The sequence below is a fragment of the Mesorhizobium sp. CNPSo 4689 genome, assembly GCF_057784325.1.
On record NZ_JBWLUZ010000004.1, the window covers coordinates 457,258 to 477,156 of the forward strand.

Sequence of the window (19,899 nt, forward strand, 5' to 3'; positions counted from 1 at the left end):
AACGCCGATGCCGTGGCGAGAGGCGAGTTGCCGCTTAGACCATGATCCCGAAAAGTGGAATCCGGTTTTCGGAAAAGATCATGGACAAACAAAGGGGTAGATCCATCCCGATTCCATCGGGATGGATCAGGCTCTAACCCCCGGTGAGGATGTCGAGGATCGACGTCTGCCGCTTCTTGATCGGGCCGCCGACATTGCCGGGCGGCACGGGATGCCCGACCGAAGCGGTGGTCCCACCGTCGCCCGGCATGTCGAAACCGTCGGCATCGACCGTTTGGGCGGGCCGTGCAGGGCGGGCTGGCGCTTGGGCGGCAGGCTGGGACTGGCCGACCGAAGCCTGCGGCACCGGCGCCGGTCCGGCATCGGCCGACGGTATGTCGTCCGGCACGATCGTGTCCGATGGCGTCGACTTCCAGGTTCCGGGCAATGGCCGCACCGGCACGCCTTCATGCGCCGCGACCATGAATTCGTGCCAGGCCTGCGCCGGCAGCGCGCCGCCGGTGACCTTCTTCATCGCGCTGCCGTCGTCATTGCCGAACCACACGCCGGTGGTCAGGTTGGCGGTGTAGCCGACGAACCAGGCGTCGCGCGAATTCTGGCTGGTACCGGTCTTGCCGGCCGACGGCCAGGCAAAGGCCGCCTTCTTGGCGGTACCGATCTCGACCGTGCCGGTCATCATCGAGTTCATCATGCCGACGATCTCTGGCTTGATGACGCGCGGCGCGCCGCCGCCACTGGCGTCATAGAGCACCTTGCCCTCGGTCGTGGTGATGCGGCGGATGAAATGGATGTCCGGCTTGTAGCCGCCATTGGCGAAGGGAACATAGGCCGAGGTCAGCTCGAGCGGCGTCACTTCGGAAGTGCCAAGCGCGATCGAAGTGTTGGCCTGCAGCTCGGACTGGATGCCCATGCGGTGCGCCGCCTCGACCACCGCGTCGGGCCCGACCTCCATGGTCAGCTGTGCCGCGACCGAGTTCAGCGACTTCGCCAGTGCCGTCGCCAGCGTCACCTTGCCGAAATACTTGCCGCCGTAATTGTCCGGCGTCCATTTGCCGATCTTGATCGGCGCATCGTTGCGCACGCTGTCCGGCGTGCGTCCGGCCTCAAGTGCGGCCATGTAGACGAACGGCTTGAAGGCGGAGCCGGGCTGCCGGCGGGCTTCGGAGGCGCGGTCGAACTGGCTGGTCGAATAGTCGTAGCCGCCGACCATGGCGCGCACGGCGCCGGAATCGTCGATCGACACCAGCGCGCCCTGGCTGACATTGAGCTTCTTGCCGCTCTCGTCGATTAGCCGCCGGATCGACTGTTCGGCGAGCTTCTGCAGCGTCAGGTCGACCGTGCTGTCGATGACGATGTCGCCGCGCACGTCGCCGATCAGGTCGGGCAGTTCTTCCATGATGGTATCGGCGACATAGTTTTCCGAGCCGGTCCAGTAGGACGGCGCACGCGTTGCCGGCGCACTCATCGCCGACGTCAGTTCCTTGGCGCTGATCTTGCCTTCGTCGCGCATGGCGGCGAGCACCAGCTGCGCCCGGTCCTCGGCCGCCTTCGGGTCGCGCGCCGGCGACAGCCGCGACGGCGCTTTCAACAGGCCGGCCAGAAGCGCTGCCTCGGACAGAGTGACGTCGCGCGCACTCTTGCCGAAATAGCGCCGCGAGGCCGCTTCGACGCCATAGGCGCCGGAGCCGAAATAGACCCGGTTGAGGTACATTTCGAGGATCTGGTCCTTGGTGTGCTTGTGCTCCAGCCACAGCGCCAGCAGCACTTCCTGCACCTTGCGCTCGAGCGTGCGGTCCGGCGTCAGGAACAGGTTCTTGGCGAGCTGCTGGGTCAGCGTCGAGCCACCTTGCGAGAAATGCCCGCCGAGCACATTGGTGACCATGGCGCGCGACAGGCCGATCGGGTCGATGCCGAAATGCGAATAGAAGCGGCGGTCCTCGATGGCGATGACGGCTTCGGGAATATAGGGCGACATTTCGTGCAGGCCGACCGCCTCGCCGCCGCTCATGCCACGATTGGCGAGCAATTGTCCGTCGGCCGAGACGATCTTGATGTTGGGTGCACGGTCGGGGATCGACCAGGTCGTGGCCGCGGGCATCTTCGCGCCGTAGTAGACGACGATGCCGGCCGCCGCGATGCCGCCCCAGATGCAGAGCACGAAGCACCAGTAGACTAGGCGGCCAAGCGCACCGAACAGGCCGCGCCGGTTTCGGCCGCGTCCACGCCGCGATGATTTTGCCTTTCCGGCTTTACGACCAGCGGAGGATTTGCGATTGCCCGGCACGACGCGATCCTCCTCGCTCACCGAAAACCCGGCCGAGGTTTTTGCCTGTGACGGCCCCTCGAAGCTGGGTTCGATGCGACTGTCTCTGCGGTTCGCCATGCGCTGTGCTATTTGTCCCGTGCCTATGGCGCTCCGGTTGCAGAGTAGATGCGGCGGTTTAAAGGCGCGTTAAAGCGGCGGATTCGCAGCCTGTTGAATTGCCTTGGAAATTTCGAAACCCGCTACTGCCCGTTGTCGCCGCCGTTACCGATGCTTTCCCGCGCGAAACAGGTTCTTTCATGCCGACATAAGCCTTTCGTCCTGGTTTGCGCGGCGCGGTCAAATCCTGATCGATGTTATTCCTGGGGTTCCCTTGGCCGCGCAATGTGAACTCGCGAGGGAAAAAGTATTCGCCGCATACCTGGCCTGTGGCTCGGTCACTGCTTGCCTTCGGCATCATCTTGCATTAGCGCGAAGATTTTCGGGGGCTTGGCGCTGCGAACATGAAGATTTCAGAAAAGCCAGTAGTCCTGGTGCTGACGCGCAATGAAAAGCTTGGGGACGCGATTTTGCGGGTTCCAGTTTACCGCGCGCTGAGGCTGGCTTTGCCCGCTCATTGGATCGTCTGCGCATCGGATTTGGACACGGTATGGCGCACAACATTGGCCCCCGTTCAACCCGAGCTTATCGATGAAATTCTAGTCGATCAGCGCCTGTCCAGCATTTCCCAGATGCGTGCGCTGATGCGCCGACTTGGCACGGTGGACCTCGTGTTGGATCTTCGCTCAAGCAAGGAAACACCCCGGAGCTATGTTGCAGCGGCAGGACTGCCTGCGCGCTACATGGCCAATTCGGTAGGCTTCGCTCTGCGGCGCAATATTGCCGGCTTTTTCGAGCCCCGCCCCCCTACCAACGCCCTGCGATGGCATCGAATGGTCGAACTGGCCATTGGCCGCCTTTTGCCTTTCGACGCCAAATTGCCCGTGTTCGAAAAGGCACGCGACGAGGCTTTGCGTCTCATTCCATCGGGCGAGCGCTTCATAGGCCTGTCTCCCGGCCCGACTATGAACAAGTTCTGGCATCGGCAGAAATGGACGGACCTCGCCAAACACATTGCCAGCGATGGCATCCTTCCTGTTTTCCTGCTCGGGCCTCAAGAAACCGAGCAGCGCAACTGGATTGAAAAGGACGGCGTGTCGAAGATTGTCGATGTCGGTTCGGTCCAGGATTCGGCGTTGCTTCCTTGGCTGTTCCACGCCCTCGCCGATCGTGCGATCTGCATTGTTGCCGCGGAGAGCGGGCTTGGACATCTGGTGGCCACTCGGCAAGGTGCACTGCTTACATTGGCAGGCCCGTCGAAAGCCCGCCTCTGGCGCCCGCTCACCCCGTATCATTGGGTAGTGGAAGCGCGCGAGTTCGGGTCGAGGAAAACCGAGGATATACCTCTTGATGTCGTGGTTGCTCGCGTCCGAGAGACAGTTCGGTGGGCGTCGAACTCGGCGCCAGGCTCAACCCCTCATGACCAACCGAAAGTTGGCGTTGCTGATGTTCAGCTTGTCGGGGCGGCACCTGTCCCAATCATTTCAAATACTACCCTTAGAGGCGCGTAATGTCCGCTTCGAGCCGCTGCGCTGCCCGCCCGATGATCGACGCCAGCGAATAAAACGCCAGCGTCTGCTCTTCGCAAGTCAACGCAACGACATTGTTCGAGCGGTCGATGTCGAGGCCCTTCGGACCGCCTTCCTCGTCGCTGTTCCTGCCGCGCAGGAAGGTCTCGTCGTCGAGGACGACAAGCGAGCGCGACGGTGTGCGGCGTCCGCTCCAGCCGCCCTCGCTGTCATAGACGTGCAGCCTTGGACTGCCGGCGTCGGCGACAAGAACATGCCGGTCGTCAGCGGTGAAGCGCAGGCCGTGCGGGTAGTTGGCGTTCTCGAGAATCCCGGCCGGCTCGGTGTCGGGTCCGAGCGGTCCCGGCAGGCTGTAGACTTTCACATCCTGGGTGCCATGGCTGCTGATGGCGACCCACTGGCCGTCATGGCTGAGCGCGATGCCGTCGGGAATATCGAGGCCCCGTTTCAGCAGCACCTGGTTCCTCAGCGCACGATATCCCAGCCGCCGGTCGACGACATGACGGGTGACCCGGTGCGTATAGTTGTTGCAGACCAGCAGGCTGGTCCGGCTGGGTGACTCCCGCCTGACTGCGATCGAACCGGGCGTCCTCAGCTTGCAGAACAGCCCGCTCTTGATCTGGCGACGCGGCGAGATTTCAAGGCTTCTGCCGGCAGGCTCTCCCGCCGGCAGCGAAAATATCCCAACCAGCCCGTCGCGATTGGCGACAGCCAGGGTCCGGCCGTCGATGAAATCGAGGCCATGAACCTCGCCGATGCAGTCGGATGTCAGTTCCATGTAATCATGGATCGTGACCTCGGGGCCATCGGAGGCTGGCTCGACCTCGATCCGCAGGATCAGGCAGCGCTTTCGCCCAAAGCCGGCGATTGCCAAGAGCCGGTTGTCGGGCGAAAAGCGCACATCTTCCGTGCGCCCGATTGCCGAAAGCACGGCTCGGACAGCATCGCTGGCCCTGAAGTCGATCCGGGGTATCACCTGAGGCCTGACCTGAAGAGAGGAAGGAATGGAAGATGCCCGCTGCCGCCTTGGCTTGAGACGCGATGACAAGGCCTGATCCGCGGTTGTCCGGTCAAGCCGGTCAGCCCGATCACGGCAATCCGGCGTGAATCAATTCTGCTGGATCGAAATGCCCTTGTCGTCGATCTTCAGCTCCACGCCCTTCGGCTTGGTCTGCTCGCGATAGACATAGATGCCAAGGGCGATGACGACCACGACGAGCGCGCCGATGATCAAATAGAGCATGTTCTGTTTCATGGCGCGCCCTTTTGCTGTCGTGCGTCAGGCTCGTTTCAAGACCTTGACCACCAGCAACAGGATGATGGCGCCGATCGTGGCATTGATGATGGCGGCGAGGATGCCGCCGCCAATGGCAAAGCCGAGCCTGGGGAAAAGCCAGCCGGCGATGAAGGCGCCGATAATGCCGACGATGATGTTGCCGACCAGGCCGAAGCCGAAGCCTGAGACGACGAGGCCGGCCAGCCAGCCGGCGAAGGCGCCGATGATGATGAAGATGATTAGGCTTTCGATACCCATTAGTTCCTCCGAGCAAAGGGCGACGGCGGAGCGAAAGCCCCGAATCGGCCTCGATATCAACGACTTCAGGCTATGCGAAAGCAGCCGGCCCCGCCAGCGGGGTCAGTCGTCGTCACTCTCCTCAGAGGTGGGCCGCCAGCTCGTCGGTTCGACCCGCTTTTGCGTATCGCTGTCGATATAGGTCCACCAGGCACCGTCGCGGTACTGCGCGATGGATTCGTTGATCACGCTGTTGGCGTCTTTCCAGTAGACGGTAACCCTGGAACCGTCCGTCGGCGCGGTCGATATAGGCTTGCGGTCTGCCATGTCTTCCCTCTTCGAGGTCATGCCTCCTTGAGCCGACGGAACGCGGCCAGCGGCGCCCTGGTTCCGGAGCCATCAGCTATGGGCGAAGATGTCCTCTTCCGCCCAGCCCATCAGGTCGAGCTTGGCACGCGTCGGCAGGAAGCGGAAGCAGGCATCGGCCTCCCTCGTCCTGTTCTCGCGCGCCAGCCGGGCAGCCAGCACCTCGCGCAGCTGGTGCAGGTAGAGCACGTCGGAGGCGGCATATTCGAGCTGTTCCGGCGACAGCGTCTCGGCTGCCCAGTCCGACGATTGCTGCGCCTTCGACAGGCCGATGCCGAGCAGCTCGTTGCAGATGTCCTTCAGCCCATGCCGGTCGGTATAGGTGCGGGTCAGCCGCGAGGCGATCTTGGTGCAGAACACCGGCTCCGGCATGACGCCGAAGGCATTGTAGAGCACGGCGAGATCGAAGCGGCCGAAATGGAACAGCTTGGTGATGCCCCTGTTCCTGAGCAGGCTGACGAGGTTCGGCGCTTTCTTCTGGCCGGGCGCGATCTGGATGACGTCGGCCGAGCCGTCGCCGGGCGAAATCTGCACCACGCAGAGCCGGTCGCGATGCGGGTTCAGCCCCAGCGTCTCGGTGTCGATGGCCACCGCCCCGACATTGTAGTGCGAAAGGTCGGGCAGGTCATTTTTGTGGAAGCGGATATCGCTCATCGTCTTCTCCGGTCGCGGCGTGATCCCTCGTCGCCGCGATCGGCAGAAAAATCAATAGAAAGTTGAATTCACGCCATTCGTGATTCCCGCGTCAGCGCGTCAGCGCGTCGAGAATGCGGGCCCAGGAGCGCTGGCCTTTATGGAAGGAAGTGAGCTCGTATTTCTCGTTGGGCGAATGGATGCGGTCGTCGTCGAGGCCGAAGCCGACCAGCAGCGATTCGATGCCGAGATAGGTCTGGAAATCGCCGACCACCGGGATCGAACCACCGCCGCCCGTCGTCACCGCCTGTTTCGCCCATTCGTCGGACAGCGCGTCCTTGGCCTTGGCCAGGAACGGCGAGTCGTAGGAGAGCTGGATCGCCGGCGAGCCGCCATGCGGGTGGAACTCGACCGAGCAATCGGCCGGAATGCGTTCCTTGACGAAAGCCTGGAAAGCGGCGCGGATCTTCTTCGGGTCCTGCTTGTGGACCAGACGGAACGACACTTTCGCCGAGGCTTCAGCGGCGATCACCGTCTTGAAGCCTTTTCCCGTATAACCACCAATGATGCCGTTGAACTCGGCGGTCGGCCGCGCCCAGGTCAACTCGAGCACCGAACGGCCCTTTTCGCCGGCTGGGATGGAAAGTCCGACGGGGCCGAGGAATGTCTCGGCGGTCTCGCCGAGCGTCTCCCATGATTTCAGGATTTGCGAGGGCGTCTCCTCGACCCCGTCATAGAAGCTGGGAATGGTCACGCGGCCGTCCTTGTCATGGATGTCGGCCAGGATTTTCGCCAGGATGCGGATCGGGTTGGCTGCAGGGCCGCCATAAAGCCCGGAATGCAGATCGCGACTGGCCGCCTTGACCGTGATCTCCTCGCCGACCATGCCGCGCAGCGAAACGCAGATCGACGGCGTCTCGCGGTCCCACATGCTGGTATCGCAAACCAGCGCGAAGTCGGTCTTGAGTTCGGCCCTGTTGGCGTCGAGGAACGGCTTCAGCGACGGCGAGCCGGATTCCTCCTCGCCTTCGAACAGGATGGTGATGCTGCAAGGCAGGCTGCCATGCACCTGCTTCCAGGCGCGGCAGGCCTCGACGAAGGTCATCAATTGACCCTTGTCGTCGGCCGAGCCGCGGCCGGTGATCACCTTGTGGCCGGGCGCAATCTCCTTCACCGCCGGCGCGAACGGGTCGTTTTCCCAGAGTTCGATCGGATCGACCGGCTGCACATCGTAATGGCCGTAGAACAGCACATGCGGCGCCCCTGCCGGTCCTTCATGATGCGCCACCACCATCGGATGTCCAGGCGTGTCGCGCACGCTGGCGTCGAAACCGATCAGCTTGAGCTCGGCCACCAGCCATTCCGCCGCTTTACGGCAGTCGGCGGCGTAGCTTGGGTCGGTGGAGATCGACTTGATGCTGAGCAGGCCGAACAGCCGCTCCAGGCTCTGGTCGAGATTGCTGTCGAGACGATCGAGGACGGGAGAAACTCTGGACATTCATTGGCCTTTCGATTTTGCGCCGACCCTAAAGCGACGAGCCGAAAACGAAAAGCCGGGAACGTTGGACCAGCGCCTTTGCTGTTGGAAATGTCAAGATGAACGGCAAAAGCCGGAAGGCAAAAAAGAGCCGCCGTGGTGGAGGGGGAACCACGGCGGCCTTTTACTCGAAACGTTGCGGCAGCCCGGAGAGGGGGGATAGGCTGCCGCAGGTGTCCGGGATAGGCGGGGGACGGGCCTTGCTCCGGACTTCGGCGAAAACTGCCGATGACGTGTATTTGGGTCCTTGAACGTGGCGATTCAAGGGCACCAAAATTACACTTTTGTAACATACTTGTGAGCGCCCGGCCCATCAGGGTTCTGTCAGGGTATTGCCGGAACCGTTGACAGAAGCCGCCTTTGGCATGGACCGCGCAGCCGCGCCGCGCTATCCCTGCCGGCATGAAAAAAGGCGATCATCTCTTCCTTATCGACGGCTCCGGCTACATTTTTCGCGCCTATCACGCGCTGCCGCCGCTGACCCGCAAATCGGACGGTCTGCCGGTCGGCGCCGTTTCCGGTTTCTGCAACATGCTGTGGAAGCTGATGCAGGACGCCCGCAACACCGATGTCGGTGTGGTGCCGACGCATTTCGCCGTCATCTTCGACTATTCGTCAAAAACCTTCCGCAATGAGCTCTACCCCGAATACAAGGCCAACCGCTCGGCCCCGCCCGAAGACTTGATCCCGCAATTCGGCCTCATCCGCCAGGCGACCAAGGCCTTCAACCTGCCTTGCATCGAGATGGAAGGTTTTGAGGCCGACGACCTCATCGCCACCTATTGCAAGCTTGCCTGTGAGGCCGGCGGCGACACCACGATCATCTCCTCCGACAAGGATCTGATGCAGCTGGTTGGCGACACGGTCGGCATGTACGACCCGATGAAGGACCGCCAGATCGGCATTCCCGAGGTGGTCGAGAAATGGGGCGTGCCGCCGGAAAAGATGATCGATCTGCAGGCGCTGACCGGCGACTCCGTCGACAACGTGCCGGGCGTGCCGGGCATCGGGCCGAAGACGGCCGCGCAATTGCTGGAACAGTTCGGCGACCTCGACGGGCTGCTCGAGCGCGCCGGCGAGATCAAGCAGGACAAAAGGCGGGAATCGATCATCGCCAATGCCGACAAGGCTCGCATTTCGCGCCAGCTGGTGACGTTGAAGAACGACGTGCCGGTGGCCGAGGGGCTCGACGATTTCGTGCTGCATGCGCCGGACGGACCGAAGCTGATCGGCTTCCTCAAGACGATGGAATTCACCTCGCTGACCCGCCGTGTGGCGGAAGCGACCGGCACCGAGGCCGGCGATGTCCAGGCCGTTGCCGTCACGGTCGAACGCGCTGACACCGCGCATGGTCCCGATGTCGGCGCCGGCGCACCGGCAGCAGCCCCAAGCGCGGCGGGCGCGGGGACGAACGAAGCCGGAGCAGCGCCGGCTGCAGGCAAGGCGGAGGCGGCCAAGGCAGGCGATACCCCTTCCCTGCTCGCCGCCCTTCGCCTCGAAGCGGCTTCCGCCGCCAGGATCAACGCCGGCGCCTATGTCGCGGTCCGCGATATCGCGACGCTGAAGGCCTGGCTGGCTGAGGCGAGAGAGACCGGCGTCGTTGCCTTCGACACCGAGACCACGTCGTCCGACCCGATGCTGGCCGACCTCATCGGTTTTTCGATGGCGATTGCGCCCGGTCGCGCCGCCTATGTGCCGCTCGCCCACAAGAGCGGCGCCGGCGACCTGCTCGGCGGCGGAATGCTGGAGAACCAGGTACCCATCCGCGAGGCGCTGGCGCTGCTAAAACCCCTGCTGGAGGACAGATCGGTCCTCAAGATCGTCCAAGACGTGAAATACGATATCGTCGTCATGAGCCGCCATGGCGTCGACGTCGCGCCCTTCGACGACACCATGCTGATCTCCTACGTACTCGACGCCGGCACCGGCCACCACACCTTGTCGGCTCTTTCCGACAAATGGCTCGGCCACTCAACGACCCCTCTCAAGGATCTCGCAGGCTCCGGAAGAAGCTCGGTCGGTTTCGAGCAGGTCGACATCGACAGGGCGACCGCCTACGCCGCCGGGCACGCCGATGTGGCATTGAGGCTGTGGCAGGTGCTGAAGCCTCGGCTCGCCGCCAAGGGGCTGGTTTCGGTCTATGAACGGCTGGAGCGGCCGCTGGTGCCGGTGCTGGCCAGGATGGAACAGCGCGGCATCTCGGTCGACCGCCAGATCCTGTCGCGGCTCTCCGGTGAACTGGCGCAGGGTGCGGCACGGCTGGAGGAAGAAATCTACGGCCTCGTCGGCGAGCGCATCAACATCGGTTCGCCGAAGCAATTGGGCGACATATTGTTCGGCCGCATGGGCCTACCGGGCGGCTCAAAGACCAAGACCGGCCAATGGTCGACTTCGGCGCAGCTGCTGGAAGACCTCGCCGCCGAAGGCCACGAATTGCCGCGCAAGATCGTCGACTGGCGCCAGCTCACCAAGCTGAAATCGACCTATACCGACGCGCTGCCCGGCTTCATCCATCCCGACACCAGGCGCGTGCACACCTCCTATGCGCTCGCCGCGACGACGACGGGCCGGCTGTCGTCCTCCGACCCCAATCTGCAGAACATCCCGGTGCGCACCGCCGAGGGGCGCAAGATCAGGACCGCCTTCATCGCCGACAAGGGCCACAAGCTGGTTTCGGCCGACTACAGCCAGATCGAATTGCGCGTGCTTGCCCATGTCGCCGAGATCCCGCAACTGACGCAGGCCTTCGCCGACGGCGCCGACATCCACGCCATCACCGCCTCGGAAATGTTCAACGTGCCGGTCGAAGGCATGCCTTCGGAAGTGCGGCGCCGCGCCAAGGCGATCAATTTCGGCATCATCTACGGCATTTCGGCCTTTGGTTTGGCCAACCAGCTGTCGATCCCGCGCGAGGAAGCCGGCGCCTACATCAAGAAGTATTTCGAGCGCTTCCCCGGCATCCGCGACTATATCGATGCGACCAAGGCCTATGCCCGCGAACATGGCTTCGTCGAAACCATCTTCGGCCGCCGCATCCATTACCCGGAGATACGATCGTCGAATCCTTCGATCCGCGCCTTCAACGAGCGCGCCTCGATCAATGCCAGGTTGCAGGGCACCGCCGCCGATATCATCCGCCGCGCCATGGTGCATATGGACGAGGCGCTGGAGAAGGCAGGGCTTTCCGCCCGCATGCTGCTGCAGGTGCATGACGAGTTGATCTTCGAGACGGTGGAGGCGGAAGTCGAGGCGACGATCCCGGTCGTGCGCCGCGTGATGGAGAACGCGCCGATGCCGGCGGTCTCGATGTCGGTGCCGCTGCATGTCGATGCGCGGGCCGCCAACAACTGGGACGAGGCGCATTAAAGCGCCGAAGCCAAGGTGTGTTGAGATTCAGGTCAGGCCGAGCCGGAGTCGAAGACGGGCGCGAAGCGACCAAACAAGGTGATTTCCGAGAACCGGAGCGGAGCGTACTTGAAGTACGTGAGAACCGGAAGCGCAGGAAGCCGCCATTTGCAGGCCGGCATCACCTGAATATCAATACACCTTAAGCGGCCTCAGCCAGGCACTTCGCACACGTCCCGCGAAATTCGATCACCGCCTTCTTGGCGGCGAAGCCGGTCGAACGCACCCATTCGTCGAGCCTATGATCGACATCGTGGTCGGACATTTCCGTCACCTGACCGCAGGTGTCGCAGATGGCGAAGGCGGTCATCGAATGGCTGTGGTCGTGCGGCTCGGCGCAGGCGACGAAGGAGTTGAGGCTTTCCAGCCTATGCACGAAACCGGACTTCACCAGCGTGTCGAGCGCCCGGTAGACCTGAAGCGGCGCGCGAAAACCGCGCTCGCGAAGCTGGTCGAGCAGCGTATAGGCGCTGAGCGGCCCGCTGGCGGCTTCGAGTTTTTCGAGCACGCACAGCTGGTTCTTCGTCAGCACATCCCTTGCCGCCATGGTCCTGCTTCCAATCATTCCCTGCCGCTCGCACGTCATTTCCGCATGCGGGCGGTCTCAATTCCACTGAGATAGCGACGAACCGGCCTTTTTGCCACTGTTTCCGTCATCTCCATCTGGTGCCGGCACGGCGAAGAAGCCCTGAGAACAAGCGCATATGAAGACGGCGGGAATGTTCCCGCCGTTTTTATATTTTGCCGGCTTTGTATTCCGGCGCTTGCTACTTCCTTGGCGGGCCCTTGCGCTCGGCCGAGGCCGCCCACAGATTGATGTCGGCCTCGCGCGCGTAGGTATCGATTTCCGCGAGTTCGGCATCGCTGAAGTCGAGCGCCTTCAGAGCCCCGACGCAATCCTCGACCTGTTCCGGCCGGCTGGCGCCGATCAGCGCCGAGGTCACCCGGCCCTTGCGCAGCACCCAGGCCAGCGCCATCTGCGCCAGCGTCTGGCCGCGACGGCCGGCAATCGCGTTCAGCGCCTTGATGTTGTCGATGGACTTGTCGTTGATGAAGGCGGGCCGCAGCGACTTGCCCTGGGCAGCGCGGCTGCCGTCAGGGATGCCACCGAGATATTTGTCGGTCAGCATGCCTTGCGCCAGCGGCGAGAACACGATCGAGCCGACGCCGAGCCCTTCCAGCGTGTCGAGCAGCCCGTCCTCCTCGACCCAGCGGTTGAGCATCGAATAGCTCGGCTGGTGGATGACGCAGGGCGTGCCGAGCTGCTTCAATATGTCCGCCGCCTCGCGCGTGCGCTGCGAATTGTAGGACGAGATGCCGGCGTAGAGCGCCTTGCCCGAGCGCACCGCATGGTCGAGCGCGCCCATCGTCTCCTCCAGCGGCGTATCGGGGTCGAAACGATGCGAATAGAAGATATCGACATAGTCGAGCCCCATCCGCTTCAGGCTCTGGTCGAGGCTGGCCAGCACATATTTGCGGCCACCCCATTCGCCGTAGGGACCTGCCCACATCTCGTAGCCGGCCTTGGTCGAGATGATCATCTCGTCGCGATAGGCGGCAAAGTCGGTGCACAAGATTTCGCCGAAGGCGGTCTCCGCCGAGCCGGGAGGCGGACCGTAATTGTTGGCGAGGTCGAAATGCGTGATGCCGAGGTCGAATGCCTTGCGCACGATGGCCTGCTTGGTCTTGTGCGGCGTGTCGTTACCGAAATTGTGCCACAGCCCGAGCGAGATGACCGGCAGCTTCAGGCCGGACCGCCCACAGCGGTTGTAGATCATTTTCTCATAGCGGTTTTCGGCGGCGACATAGGGCATGGGGAATATCCTCGATATCTGAAACAGACCGGGCACGGCCATCGCATGCGCGATGAGCAGGGCCCCGCACCCCACCCTTTACCCTCTCCCCGGGAGAAGGGGGAGAGGGGCAAAGTCAAAATTATCGATAATCGCTGCAGCCTACTTTTTCTTGGCCATCAGTTCCTTCGCCTCCTTGACGCCGAGAGCCGCCGGCCGCTCGCAGGTCGTCTGCATGGCGACGAACTTGCCGGTCTCGCCGGAGCGCAATATGCCGGTCATCACGTCGACGGCATGCAGCGCCAGCTCCATCGAGCAGCGGTGCGGTCGACCTTCGGCAATTGCGATCGCCATGTCGGCAAGGCCGGCGGTGCGATAGTTGGCCATCATGCCTTGTCCGTGCATTTCATTGGGAACGCCGAACGGATGCTTCCATTTCGGCAGTTTCTTGACCGGCTTGGCCGCTTCGGTGAGACGCACGTCGCCGCCGAAGAAGTTCGGATCCGGCACGAACACCGTGCCCGCCTCGCCATAGAGTTCCATCGGCGCGTGGCCATGGCTCCAGACGTCCCAGCTGGTGTTGAGCGTGATGACGGCGCCGTTCTCGAACTCCAGCAGGCCGTGGATGGTCGTCGGCGTGTTGACCGGGATTTTTTCGCCCGCGCGCGGCTTCGACGAAATCGTCCGCTCCGTCGCCGGGATCGAAGCGAACGCCGCCACCTGCTTCACCGGCCCGATCAGCTGGATCAGATTGGTGATGTAGTAGGGTCCGATATCGAGCACCGGACCGGCGCCCGGCTGAAAGAAGAAGTCCGGATTGGGATGCCAGTGCTCCATGCCGTGGCCCATCACATGGCAGGTGCCGCTGGTGATCTTGCCGAGTGTGCCGTTATCGATCAGCTCGCGCACAAGCTGGTGCGCGCCGCCGAGGAAGGTGTCGGGTGCCGAGCCGATGCGCAGCCCCTTTTTCTCCGCCCGGCTCTTCAGGTCGAGCCCTTCCTTGATCGACAGCACGAACGGCTTTTCCGAATAGACGTGCTTGCCCGCGTCGAGGATCTGCTTCGACACCTCGTAGTGCACCGCCGGAATGGTGAGGTTGACGATGATGTCGATGTCGTCGGCCTTGAGCAGATCTTCGACGGTCCCGGCGCGCAGCTTGAATTCCTTCGCCCGCGCCTTCGCAGCGTCCATGTTGATGTCGGCGCAAGTACGCATCTCGATGCCGCGAAACAGCGGCGCCAGCGAGAAATACGCCTTCGAGATGTTGCCGCAGCCGATGACGCCGATACCCAGTTTCTTTGCCATGATGATTGTTCCTAGTAAGCCTTGACGGATGCGAGCGAGCGGCGGGCGAAGCGTTCGATGTCGTTGGGGTTGTCCTGTTCCATGACGTAGTACTTGGCGACGCTCTTGGCGCGCAAGGCCTTGATCAGCCCGGCCCAGTCGATGGTGCCGTGGCCGACATCCGACCAGCCGTCCTCGTCCAGCCCCTCGCCTGGCTTGGCCATGTCCTTGACATGGACTGCGCTGATGCGCTTGCCGTGCTTTTCGATCCAGGGCAGCGGATCGACGCCGCCGCGCACTACCCAGGCGACGTCCATCTCCCAGCCGATGTCGGGCGCCGAGGACAGGATATGGTCCTGCGGCACCGAGCCGTCGACAAGCGTCTTGAATTCGAAATCATGATTATGCCAGGCAAAGCCGTAGCCGGCCTTTTGCGCCGTCTCGCCGACCTTGGCCAGCCGCTCGCCGAAGCCGCGCCAGCCGGCGGCATCGGCCGGCCTCTGCTCGGCGAGCAGATAGGGGCAGATGACGAGCGTGATGCCGAGCGCGTCGGCTGTTCTGCGCACGCCGTCGAAATCGTTCTCCAGCGCGTCGATCGAAAAATGCCCGGTCGGCATCGAAAGCCCGTTCTTGTCGAGTTCGGCGCGGAAGGCCTTGGGATTGTCATAGACGCCGCCGAACCCTTCGACTTCCTTGTAGCCGAGTTCGCCGAGCGTCTTGAGCACGCCCTCCCAGGGCTGGAAATTGCGGGCGCTGTAAAGTTGGAATGACCAGTTCATCGTCTCTGTCCGTTTTCTCTTGGGGGGGATGGATCTTGGGAGAAGTTAAAGGCGGTTGCCGGTTTGAGCGTCGAAGAGCGAGGCCCGCATCGGATCGAAACCGATGCTGACCGTGTCCGCATTGTTCGGCGTGCGCTCCGAGGTCACCCTGACGGTGAAGTTCTGCTTGCCAAGCTTCAGCCAGACCAGCGTATCGGAGCCCATCGGCTCGACGACCTCGACATTTGCCGTCGCCGTGAACGGCCAGCCTGCGCCGCTGTTGAAGGCGACATGCTCGGGGCGCATGCCGAACACGGCCGGCCCCGGCGTCGGTTCCTTCTCGAAGGCGTAGGTCGCGAGCGGGATGCGCACGTCCTCGAAGGCGAACTGCCAGTCGCTGCCCACCTTCTCCAACCTGCCATCGATGAAGTTCATCGCCGGCGAGCCGAGAAAGCCGGCGACGAAGCGATTGACCGGGCGGTTGTAGATAGTCTGCGGCGCGTCGAGCTGCTGGATGACGCCGCCCTTCATCACCGCGATGCGGTCGGCCAGCGTCATCGCCTCGATCTGGTCGTGGGTGACGTAGATCATGGTGTTCTGCAGCTTGCGATGCAGCAGCTTGATTTCGACGCGCAGTTCCGCTCGCAACTTGGCGTCGAGGTTGGAAAGCGGCTCGTCGAACAGGAAGACGTCGACGTCACGCACCAGCGCCCGCCCGATCGCCACGCGCTGGCGCTGGCCGCCCGAGAGCGCCGACGGCTTGCGCTGCAAAAGCGGCTCGATCTGCAGGATCTCGGCGGCGCGCGCGATGCGCTTGTCGATCTCCTCCTTGGGCAGACCGGCGACGCGCAGGCCAAAGGACAGATTCCGCTCCACCGTCATTTGCGGATAGAGCGCATAGGATTGGAACACCATGCCGATGCCGCGGTCCTTGGGCTCCTCCCAGGTGACGTTCTTGCCCTTGATGAAGATGCGGCCTTCGGAAATGTCGAGCAAGCCGGCGATGCAGTTGAGCAAGGTCGACTTGCCGCAGCCCGACGGCCCGAGCAGCACGATGAACTCGCCCTCGGCAACATCGAGATTGAGCGTGTGCAGCACCGAGATGGCGCCGAAACTCAGCGACAGGTCCTGGATCGAAACGCTGGTACCGTTCTGCGCCATATCCACTAGCCTTTCACCGCGCCGGCGGCGATGCCGCGCACGAACCATCTTCCGGAGACGAAGTAGATAATCAGGGGCACCGCAGCCGTCAGAATGGTGGCCGCCATGTTGACATTGTACTCCCGCACGCCTGTCGTGGTGTTGACGATGTTGTTGAGCTGCACCGTCATCGGCCAGTTGGGCCGCCCTGCAAACACGATGCCGAACAGGAAGTCGTTCCAGATGCCGGTAACCTGCAGGATGACGGCGACGACCGTGATCGGCAGCGACATCGGCAGCATGATGTGGAAAAAGATGCGCCAGAAACCCGCGCCGTCGACACGCGCCGCCTTGAACAGCTCGACCGGTATTGCCGCATAGAAATTGCGGAACAGCAGCGTCAGGATGGGCATTCCGAAGATCGTGTGAACGATGATGATGCCGGGCAGGGACGCGAACAGGCCGACCGAGCTCAGTCCGATGATCAATGGATAGATCACCACCTGGTAGGGCACGAAGGCACCAAACACGAGCAACCCGAAGAGCAGGTTCGCCCCCTTGTATGGCCAGAAGGTCAGCGCATAACCGTTGATCGACGCGCAGATGATCGAGATGACCACGCTGGGCAGGGTGATCTTCACTGAATTGTAAAAACCTGGACTGAGGCCGTTGCAGTCGCGACCGGTGCAGGCATGGAGCCAGGCGTCGGCCCAGGGTTGAAAGGTCGGCTCGCCTGGAAGGTTGAAAAGATGTCCCAGCCGGATCTCCGGCATACCCTTCAGCGATGTGACGATCATGATGTAGACCGGGATGAGGAAGAAGAGAGCCGCGACGACCAGGAAAGCATAGAGGCCGATGCGGCCGGCCGACATCCGACGCGGTTTCGGCCCGAAGGGGCCCGCGCCGGCCTGATCCGGCGCTTCCTGGACTGGCTGAATTGCGGTGATCTGGCCGGCGGTCATGCGCTCGCTTCCCGATTTCGCCGCCACAGCAGAATGCCGCTGAGCGCCAGCACGACCAGGACCGGCAGCAGCATCATCGTTGCCGCGGCCATGCCCTGGCCGACGTTCTGGCGGACTGTGATGAGCTGGATGACGTAGACTGCCGGCATCGACGTGGCGATGCCGGGACCGCCGCCGGTCATGGCGATAACCAGGTCGTAGACGCGCACCACGCCTACGCACTGGAGAACGAAGGCGGTGGCGAAGGCACCCTTTATCATTGGCGCCACGATGGACATGTGCGTTCTCCACGTCGGGATGCCGTCGACCCTCGCCGCTTTCCAGATCTCCTCGTCAACGCCGCGCAGGCCGGCAAGCAGGATCGCCATCGTCACGCCCGAGCCTTGCCAGATGCCCGCCACGACCAGCGCGTAGAGCGCCGTCTCGGCATCGACCAGCGGGGCGAAGCTGAAGCTCGACCAGCCCAAATTGCGGAGCGCCGCCTGCAAGCCGAGATTGGGGTCGAGCACCCATTGCCACACGAGACCGGTGACGATCAGCGACATGGCGAAAGGATAGAGGAAGATCGAGCGGAACAGGTCTTCCTGGCGGATGCGCTGGTCCATGAAAACGGCGAGCAGGTAGCCGAACACCATGTTGCAGGTGATGGACATCAGGCCGAAGAACCAGATGTTGTTGACCGAGACGAGCCAGCGGCTATCGGCCCAAAGGCGCCTATACTGCGCCAGGCCGACGAAATCGTAGGCGGGGAACAGCTTCGAACTGGTGAAGGACCATAGCACCGAGAAGCCGATGCCGATCACGAACACGCCGACGGCGACGAGGATCATCGGTATCGTCCCGATGACGGCGGGCAGGTGAAATCTGCGCCTCCAACTCTTCTGCATCGTCCGTCTTTCTCCGCTTCCACCGACACTCTGGGGCAGTCTGCCGACGTGAAAGTCAGCGCTGTCCGAACGACCGGGCTCCGAACCGCCGCGACTTCTCGTCCTGCCATTGTCAGCCCGTCGCCGAGAAACAGTTTCTTCTCTCGGGCCGGGACGCGACCGAGGCGCCGCCGCAAGGGCGGCGCCTCTGGGTACTGATCGGTTCCTAAAGCATGATCCCGAAAAGTGGGTACCGGTTTTCGGAAAAGATCATGCTCAAGCACTGAGATAGAGCCCCATCCCGATTCTGTCGGGATGGAACAGGCTCTAGTCGGAGTTGCCGATGATGGTAGAAAACTTCGCAGTGGCGTCGTCAGCGGTCATGGAGTCGTCCGCGAAATATTGCGAGACGAGCTCATTGATCTGCTGATTGGTGTTCTCGGTGATGAAGCGGTTCGTGGCAGTGACGATGTTGGACGGGTTTTCCACCGCTTTCAGGGACTTCTGCATGCACGGGTCGGCCGTCGACATGTCGACATCGCCACGCACGGGCATGGAACCCTTGGCGTTGTTGAAGGCGACCTGAACCTCCGGGCTGATGAGGAGCGCCGCAAGACGCTTCTGCGCTGCTTCGACGTCCGGATTGTCCTGCTTGAAGAAGACGATGATGTCGCCGTCGGTGCTGACCACCGGCTTGTCCTCGTTCAGGCCGATCATGCAGCCGAAATCCTTGACGCCGGTCATGCCGGCGGCTGCGAACTCGCCGCGAGCCCAGTCGCCCATCACCTGAAGTCCGGCCTTGCCGGTGATCACCAGGTTGGTGGTATCGTTCCAGTTGCGGTTGGCATAGCCGTTGTCGGTGAACTGCTTCAGGGTCCGCAACTGCGTGAAGACGCCTTTCATCTCGGCGCCGCCGGCAATTTCGGCGCTCTTCTTGGTGTACATCTCGTCACGTTTGGCGACGCCGAGAGCCTCGGTGACCATGTCCTGGAACAGCAACTGGATCTGCCAGCCGTTTCCGTCGCCGCCGATGGCGAAGGGAATGAGGCCCGCCTCCTTGATCTTCGGCGCGGCCGCGATGAAATCGGCCAGGCTCTTCGGCTCCGGCACGCCCGCTTTCTCGAAAACCGGCTTGGAGTACCAGGCCCAGTAGTTCGAATGGATGTTGACCGGAACGCACCACCAGTGGCCGTCGACGAGGCAGGCGCTGCCGATTGCCTTCGGGCGAATGACCTCATCCCACTTGCCAGCGGTCGCGACGTCCGTGAGATCGAGCAGCTTGCCGCCCGAAATCAGTTCCTCGTACTGCCGGCCGGGATTGAACTGAGCCGCACCGGGCGGATCGCCGCCGAGCACGCGCTGCATGACGGTCGAGCGGGCGGTTTCGCCGAGTGCGACCGCGCTGTCCACCCACTTGTCGCCGTGGCCGTCATTGTCAAAGGCCTTTGCAAACTGCGAGACCGCCGCCGACTCGCCCTTCGACGTCCACCAGTGAATCACTTCTAGATCGGCCGCGGCCGCCGAACCGGCGAGCTGCAGCGCCGCCGTCGCCGCCAGCGCGGCAGTCAAGAGTTTATATTGCATTTCGGTTCCTCCCAGAATCTGAAACGTTACAGATTTTCGATACGGCAATTGCGTGACGTACGCAACCCCTCGCGCGAAAGCCGTCCGGATATTTTTCGAGCTGCGAACAAAATCCTTCCGCCAGCACCCCATTGTGCATCGCAGCACGCAAAGTTGCACCGCAAAAC

Annotated in this window: 17 protein-coding genes; 2 read left to right on the forward strand and 15 right to left on the reverse strand. The window is 62.7% G+C overall.

Going from position 1 to position 19,899, the window contains the following annotated elements:
- Positions 1-133 precede the first annotated feature (133 nt).
- Entirely contained in the window at positions 134-2,383 is a 2,250-nt protein-coding gene (locus AC04SI_RS09850; protein WP_404278125.1) for a transglycosylase domain-containing protein, read from the reverse strand.
- A 383-nt stretch (positions 2,384-2,766) separates the two neighbouring features.
- Here AC04SI_RS09850 and AC04SI_RS09855 point away from each other — a divergent pair, with 383 nt between their 5' ends.
- Positions 2,767-3,873 carry a glycosyltransferase family 9 protein gene (locus AC04SI_RS09855; protein WP_404278127.1) on the forward strand — a complete coding sequence of 369 codons (1,107 nt, stop codon included), beginning with the start codon at positions 2,767-2,769 and terminating at the stop codon, positions 3,871-3,873.
- On the opposite strand, the gene AC04SI_RS09860 is transcribed toward AC04SI_RS09855, so the two are convergent.
- The 6 genes from AC04SI_RS09860 to AC04SI_RS09885 all read right to left on the reverse strand — a co-directional run bounded on the left by AC04SI_RS09860 (position 3,860) and on the right by AC04SI_RS09885 (position 7,901).
- A complete protein-coding gene (locus tag AC04SI_RS09860; RefSeq protein WP_404278129.1) occupies positions 3,860-4,822 on the reverse strand; it encodes a YncE family protein in 963 nt (320 codons plus the stop codon). The genes AC04SI_RS09855 and AC04SI_RS09860 overlap by 14 nt on opposite strands.
- 177 nt (positions 4,823-4,999) lie before the next feature.
- Positions 5,000-5,146, reverse strand: a complete 147-nt coding sequence (locus AC04SI_RS09865) for a hypothetical protein (protein ID WP_404278131.1) — start codon at positions 5,144-5,146, stop codon at positions 5,000-5,002.
- 24 nt (positions 5,147-5,170) lie between these two features.
- Entirely contained in the window at positions 5,171-5,425 is a 255-nt protein-coding gene (locus tag AC04SI_RS09870; RefSeq protein WP_404278133.1) for a GlsB/YeaQ/YmgE family stress response membrane protein, read from the reverse strand.
- Between the two features lie 102 nt (positions 5,426-5,527).
- On the reverse strand, positions 5,528-5,731 hold the full coding sequence (locus AC04SI_RS09875) for a hypothetical protein (RefSeq protein WP_404278135.1): 204 nt from the start codon (positions 5,729-5,731) through the stop codon (positions 5,528-5,530).
- A gap of 72 nt (positions 5,732-5,803) precedes the next feature.
- On the reverse strand, positions 5,804-6,424 hold the full coding sequence (locus tag AC04SI_RS09880; RefSeq protein WP_404278137.1) for a ribonuclease D: 621 nt from the start codon (positions 6,422-6,424) through the stop codon (positions 5,804-5,806).
- A gap of 91 nt (positions 6,425-6,515) precedes the next feature.
- On the reverse strand, positions 6,516-7,901 hold the full coding sequence (locus AC04SI_RS09885) for a M20/M25/M40 family metallo-hydrolase (protein ID WP_404278140.1): 1,386 nt from the start codon (positions 7,899-7,901) through the stop codon (positions 6,516-6,518).
- A 441-nt stretch (positions 7,902-8,342) separates the two neighbouring features.
- Between AC04SI_RS09885 and polA the strand changes: the two genes are divergently transcribed.
- Positions 8,343-11,306 carry a DNA polymerase I gene (gene polA / locus AC04SI_RS09890; protein WP_404278323.1) on the forward strand — a complete coding sequence of 988 codons (2,964 nt, stop codon included), beginning with the start codon at positions 8,343-8,345 and terminating at the stop codon, positions 11,304-11,306.
- A gap of 181 nt (positions 11,307-11,487) precedes the next feature.
- On the opposite strand, the gene AC04SI_RS09895 is transcribed toward polA, so the two are convergent.
- The 8 genes from AC04SI_RS09895 to AC04SI_RS09930 all read right to left on the reverse strand — a co-directional run bounded on the left by AC04SI_RS09895 (position 11,488) and on the right by AC04SI_RS09930 (position 19,732).
- Positions 11,488-11,892 carry a Fur family transcriptional regulator gene (locus tag AC04SI_RS09895; RefSeq protein WP_006200431.1) on the reverse strand — a complete coding sequence of 135 codons (405 nt, stop codon included), beginning with the start codon at positions 11,890-11,892 and terminating at the stop codon, positions 11,488-11,490.
- A gap of 220 nt (positions 11,893-12,112) precedes the next feature.
- Complete coding sequence (gene mgrA, locus AC04SI_RS09900; RefSeq protein WP_404278142.1) at positions 12,113-13,159, reverse strand: L-glyceraldehyde 3-phosphate reductase; 1,047 nt, start codon at positions 13,157-13,159, stop codon at positions 12,113-12,115.
- A 141-nt stretch (positions 13,160-13,300) separates the two neighbouring features.
- Entirely contained in the window at positions 13,301-14,443 is a 1,143-nt protein-coding gene (locus AC04SI_RS09905; protein WP_404278145.1) for a Gfo/Idh/MocA family protein, read from the reverse strand.
- A gap of 11 nt (positions 14,444-14,454) precedes the next feature.
- Entirely contained in the window at positions 14,455-15,201 is a 747-nt protein-coding gene (locus AC04SI_RS09910; protein WP_404278147.1) for a sugar phosphate isomerase/epimerase family protein, read from the reverse strand.
- Between the two features lie 45 nt (positions 15,202-15,246).
- Positions 15,247-16,341: an ABC transporter ATP-binding protein gene (locus AC04SI_RS09915; RefSeq protein WP_404278148.1), complete on the reverse strand. Its 1,095-nt coding sequence runs from the start codon at positions 16,339-16,341 to the stop codon at positions 15,247-15,249.
- A gap of 5 nt (positions 16,342-16,346) precedes the next feature.
- Positions 16,347-17,282 carry a carbohydrate ABC transporter permease gene (locus AC04SI_RS09920; protein WP_404278150.1) on the reverse strand — a complete coding sequence of 312 codons (936 nt, stop codon included), beginning with the start codon at positions 17,280-17,282 and terminating at the stop codon, positions 16,347-16,349.
- A complete protein-coding gene (locus AC04SI_RS09925) occupies positions 17,279-18,169 on the reverse strand; it encodes a carbohydrate ABC transporter permease (protein ID WP_488474161.1) in 891 nt (296 codons plus the stop codon). The genes AC04SI_RS09920 and AC04SI_RS09925 overlap by 4 nt, the downstream gene beginning before the upstream one ends.
- 306 nt (positions 18,170-18,475) lie before the next feature.
- The gene (locus tag AC04SI_RS09930; protein ID WP_404278154.1) at positions 18,476-19,732 is read right to left on the reverse strand and encodes an ABC transporter substrate-binding protein; all 1,257 of its coding nucleotides are present in this window, start codon (positions 19,730-19,732) and stop codon (positions 18,476-18,478) included.
- Positions 19,733-19,899: the final 167 nt, after the last annotated feature.

Excerpts from the sequence above, each read along its gene's own strand:
- AC04SI_RS09880 (WP_404278137.1), bottom strand. The coding sequence starts at position 6,424 with ATGAGCGATATCCGCTTCCACAAAAATGACCTGCCCGACCTTTCGCAC.
- AC04SI_RS09850 (WP_404278125.1), bottom strand. The coding sequence starts at position 2,383 with ATGGCGAACCGCAGAGACAGTCGCATCGAACCCAGCTTCGAGGGGCCG.
- mgrA (WP_404278142.1), bottom strand. The coding sequence starts at position 13,159 with ATGCCCTATGTCGCCGCCGAAAACCGCTATGAGAAAATGATCTACAAC.
- AC04SI_RS09905 (WP_404278145.1), bottom strand. The coding sequence starts at position 14,443 with ATGGCAAAGAAACTGGGTATCGGCGTCATCGGCTGCGGCAACATCTCG.
- AC04SI_RS09930 (WP_404278154.1), bottom strand. The coding sequence starts at position 19,732 with ATGCAATATAAACTCTTGACTGCCGCGCTGGCGGCGACGGCGGCGCTG.
- AC04SI_RS09920 (WP_404278150.1), bottom strand. The coding sequence starts at position 17,282 with ATGACCGCCGGCCAGATCACCGCAATTCAGCCAGTCCAGGAAGCGCCG.
- polA (WP_404278323.1), top strand. The coding sequence starts at position 8,343 with ATGAAAAAAGGCGATCATCTCTTCCTTATCGACGGCTCCGGCTACATT.
- AC04SI_RS09925 (WP_488474161.1), bottom strand. The coding sequence starts at position 18,169 with ATGCAGAAGAGTTGGAGGCGCAGATTTCACCTGCCCGCCGTCATCGGG.
- AC04SI_RS09895 (WP_006200431.1), bottom strand. The coding sequence starts at position 11,892 with ATGGCGGCAAGGGATGTGCTGACGAAGAACCAGCTGTGCGTGCTCGAA.
- AC04SI_RS09875 (WP_404278135.1), bottom strand. The coding sequence starts at position 5,731 with ATGGCAGACCGCAAGCCTATATCGACCGCGCCGACGGACGGTTCCAGG.
- AC04SI_RS09885 (WP_404278140.1), bottom strand. The coding sequence starts at position 7,901 with ATGTCCAGAGTTTCTCCCGTCCTCGATCGTCTCGACAGCAATCTCGAC.
- AC04SI_RS09865 (WP_404278131.1), bottom strand. The coding sequence starts at position 5,146 with ATGAAACAGAACATGCTCTATTTGATCATCGGCGCGCTCGTCGTGGTC.
- AC04SI_RS09910 (WP_404278147.1), bottom strand. The coding sequence starts at position 15,201 with ATGAACTGGTCATTCCAACTTTACAGCGCCCGCAATTTCCAGCCCTGG.
- AC04SI_RS09915 (WP_404278148.1), bottom strand. The coding sequence starts at position 16,341 with ATGGCGCAGAACGGTACCAGCGTTTCGATCCAGGACCTGTCGCTGAGT.
- AC04SI_RS09855 (WP_404278127.1), top strand. The coding sequence starts at position 2,767 with ATGAAGATTTCAGAAAAGCCAGTAGTCCTGGTGCTGACGCGCAATGAA.
- AC04SI_RS09870 (WP_404278133.1), bottom strand. The coding sequence starts at position 5,425 with ATGGGTATCGAAAGCCTAATCATCTTCATCATCATCGGCGCCTTCGCC.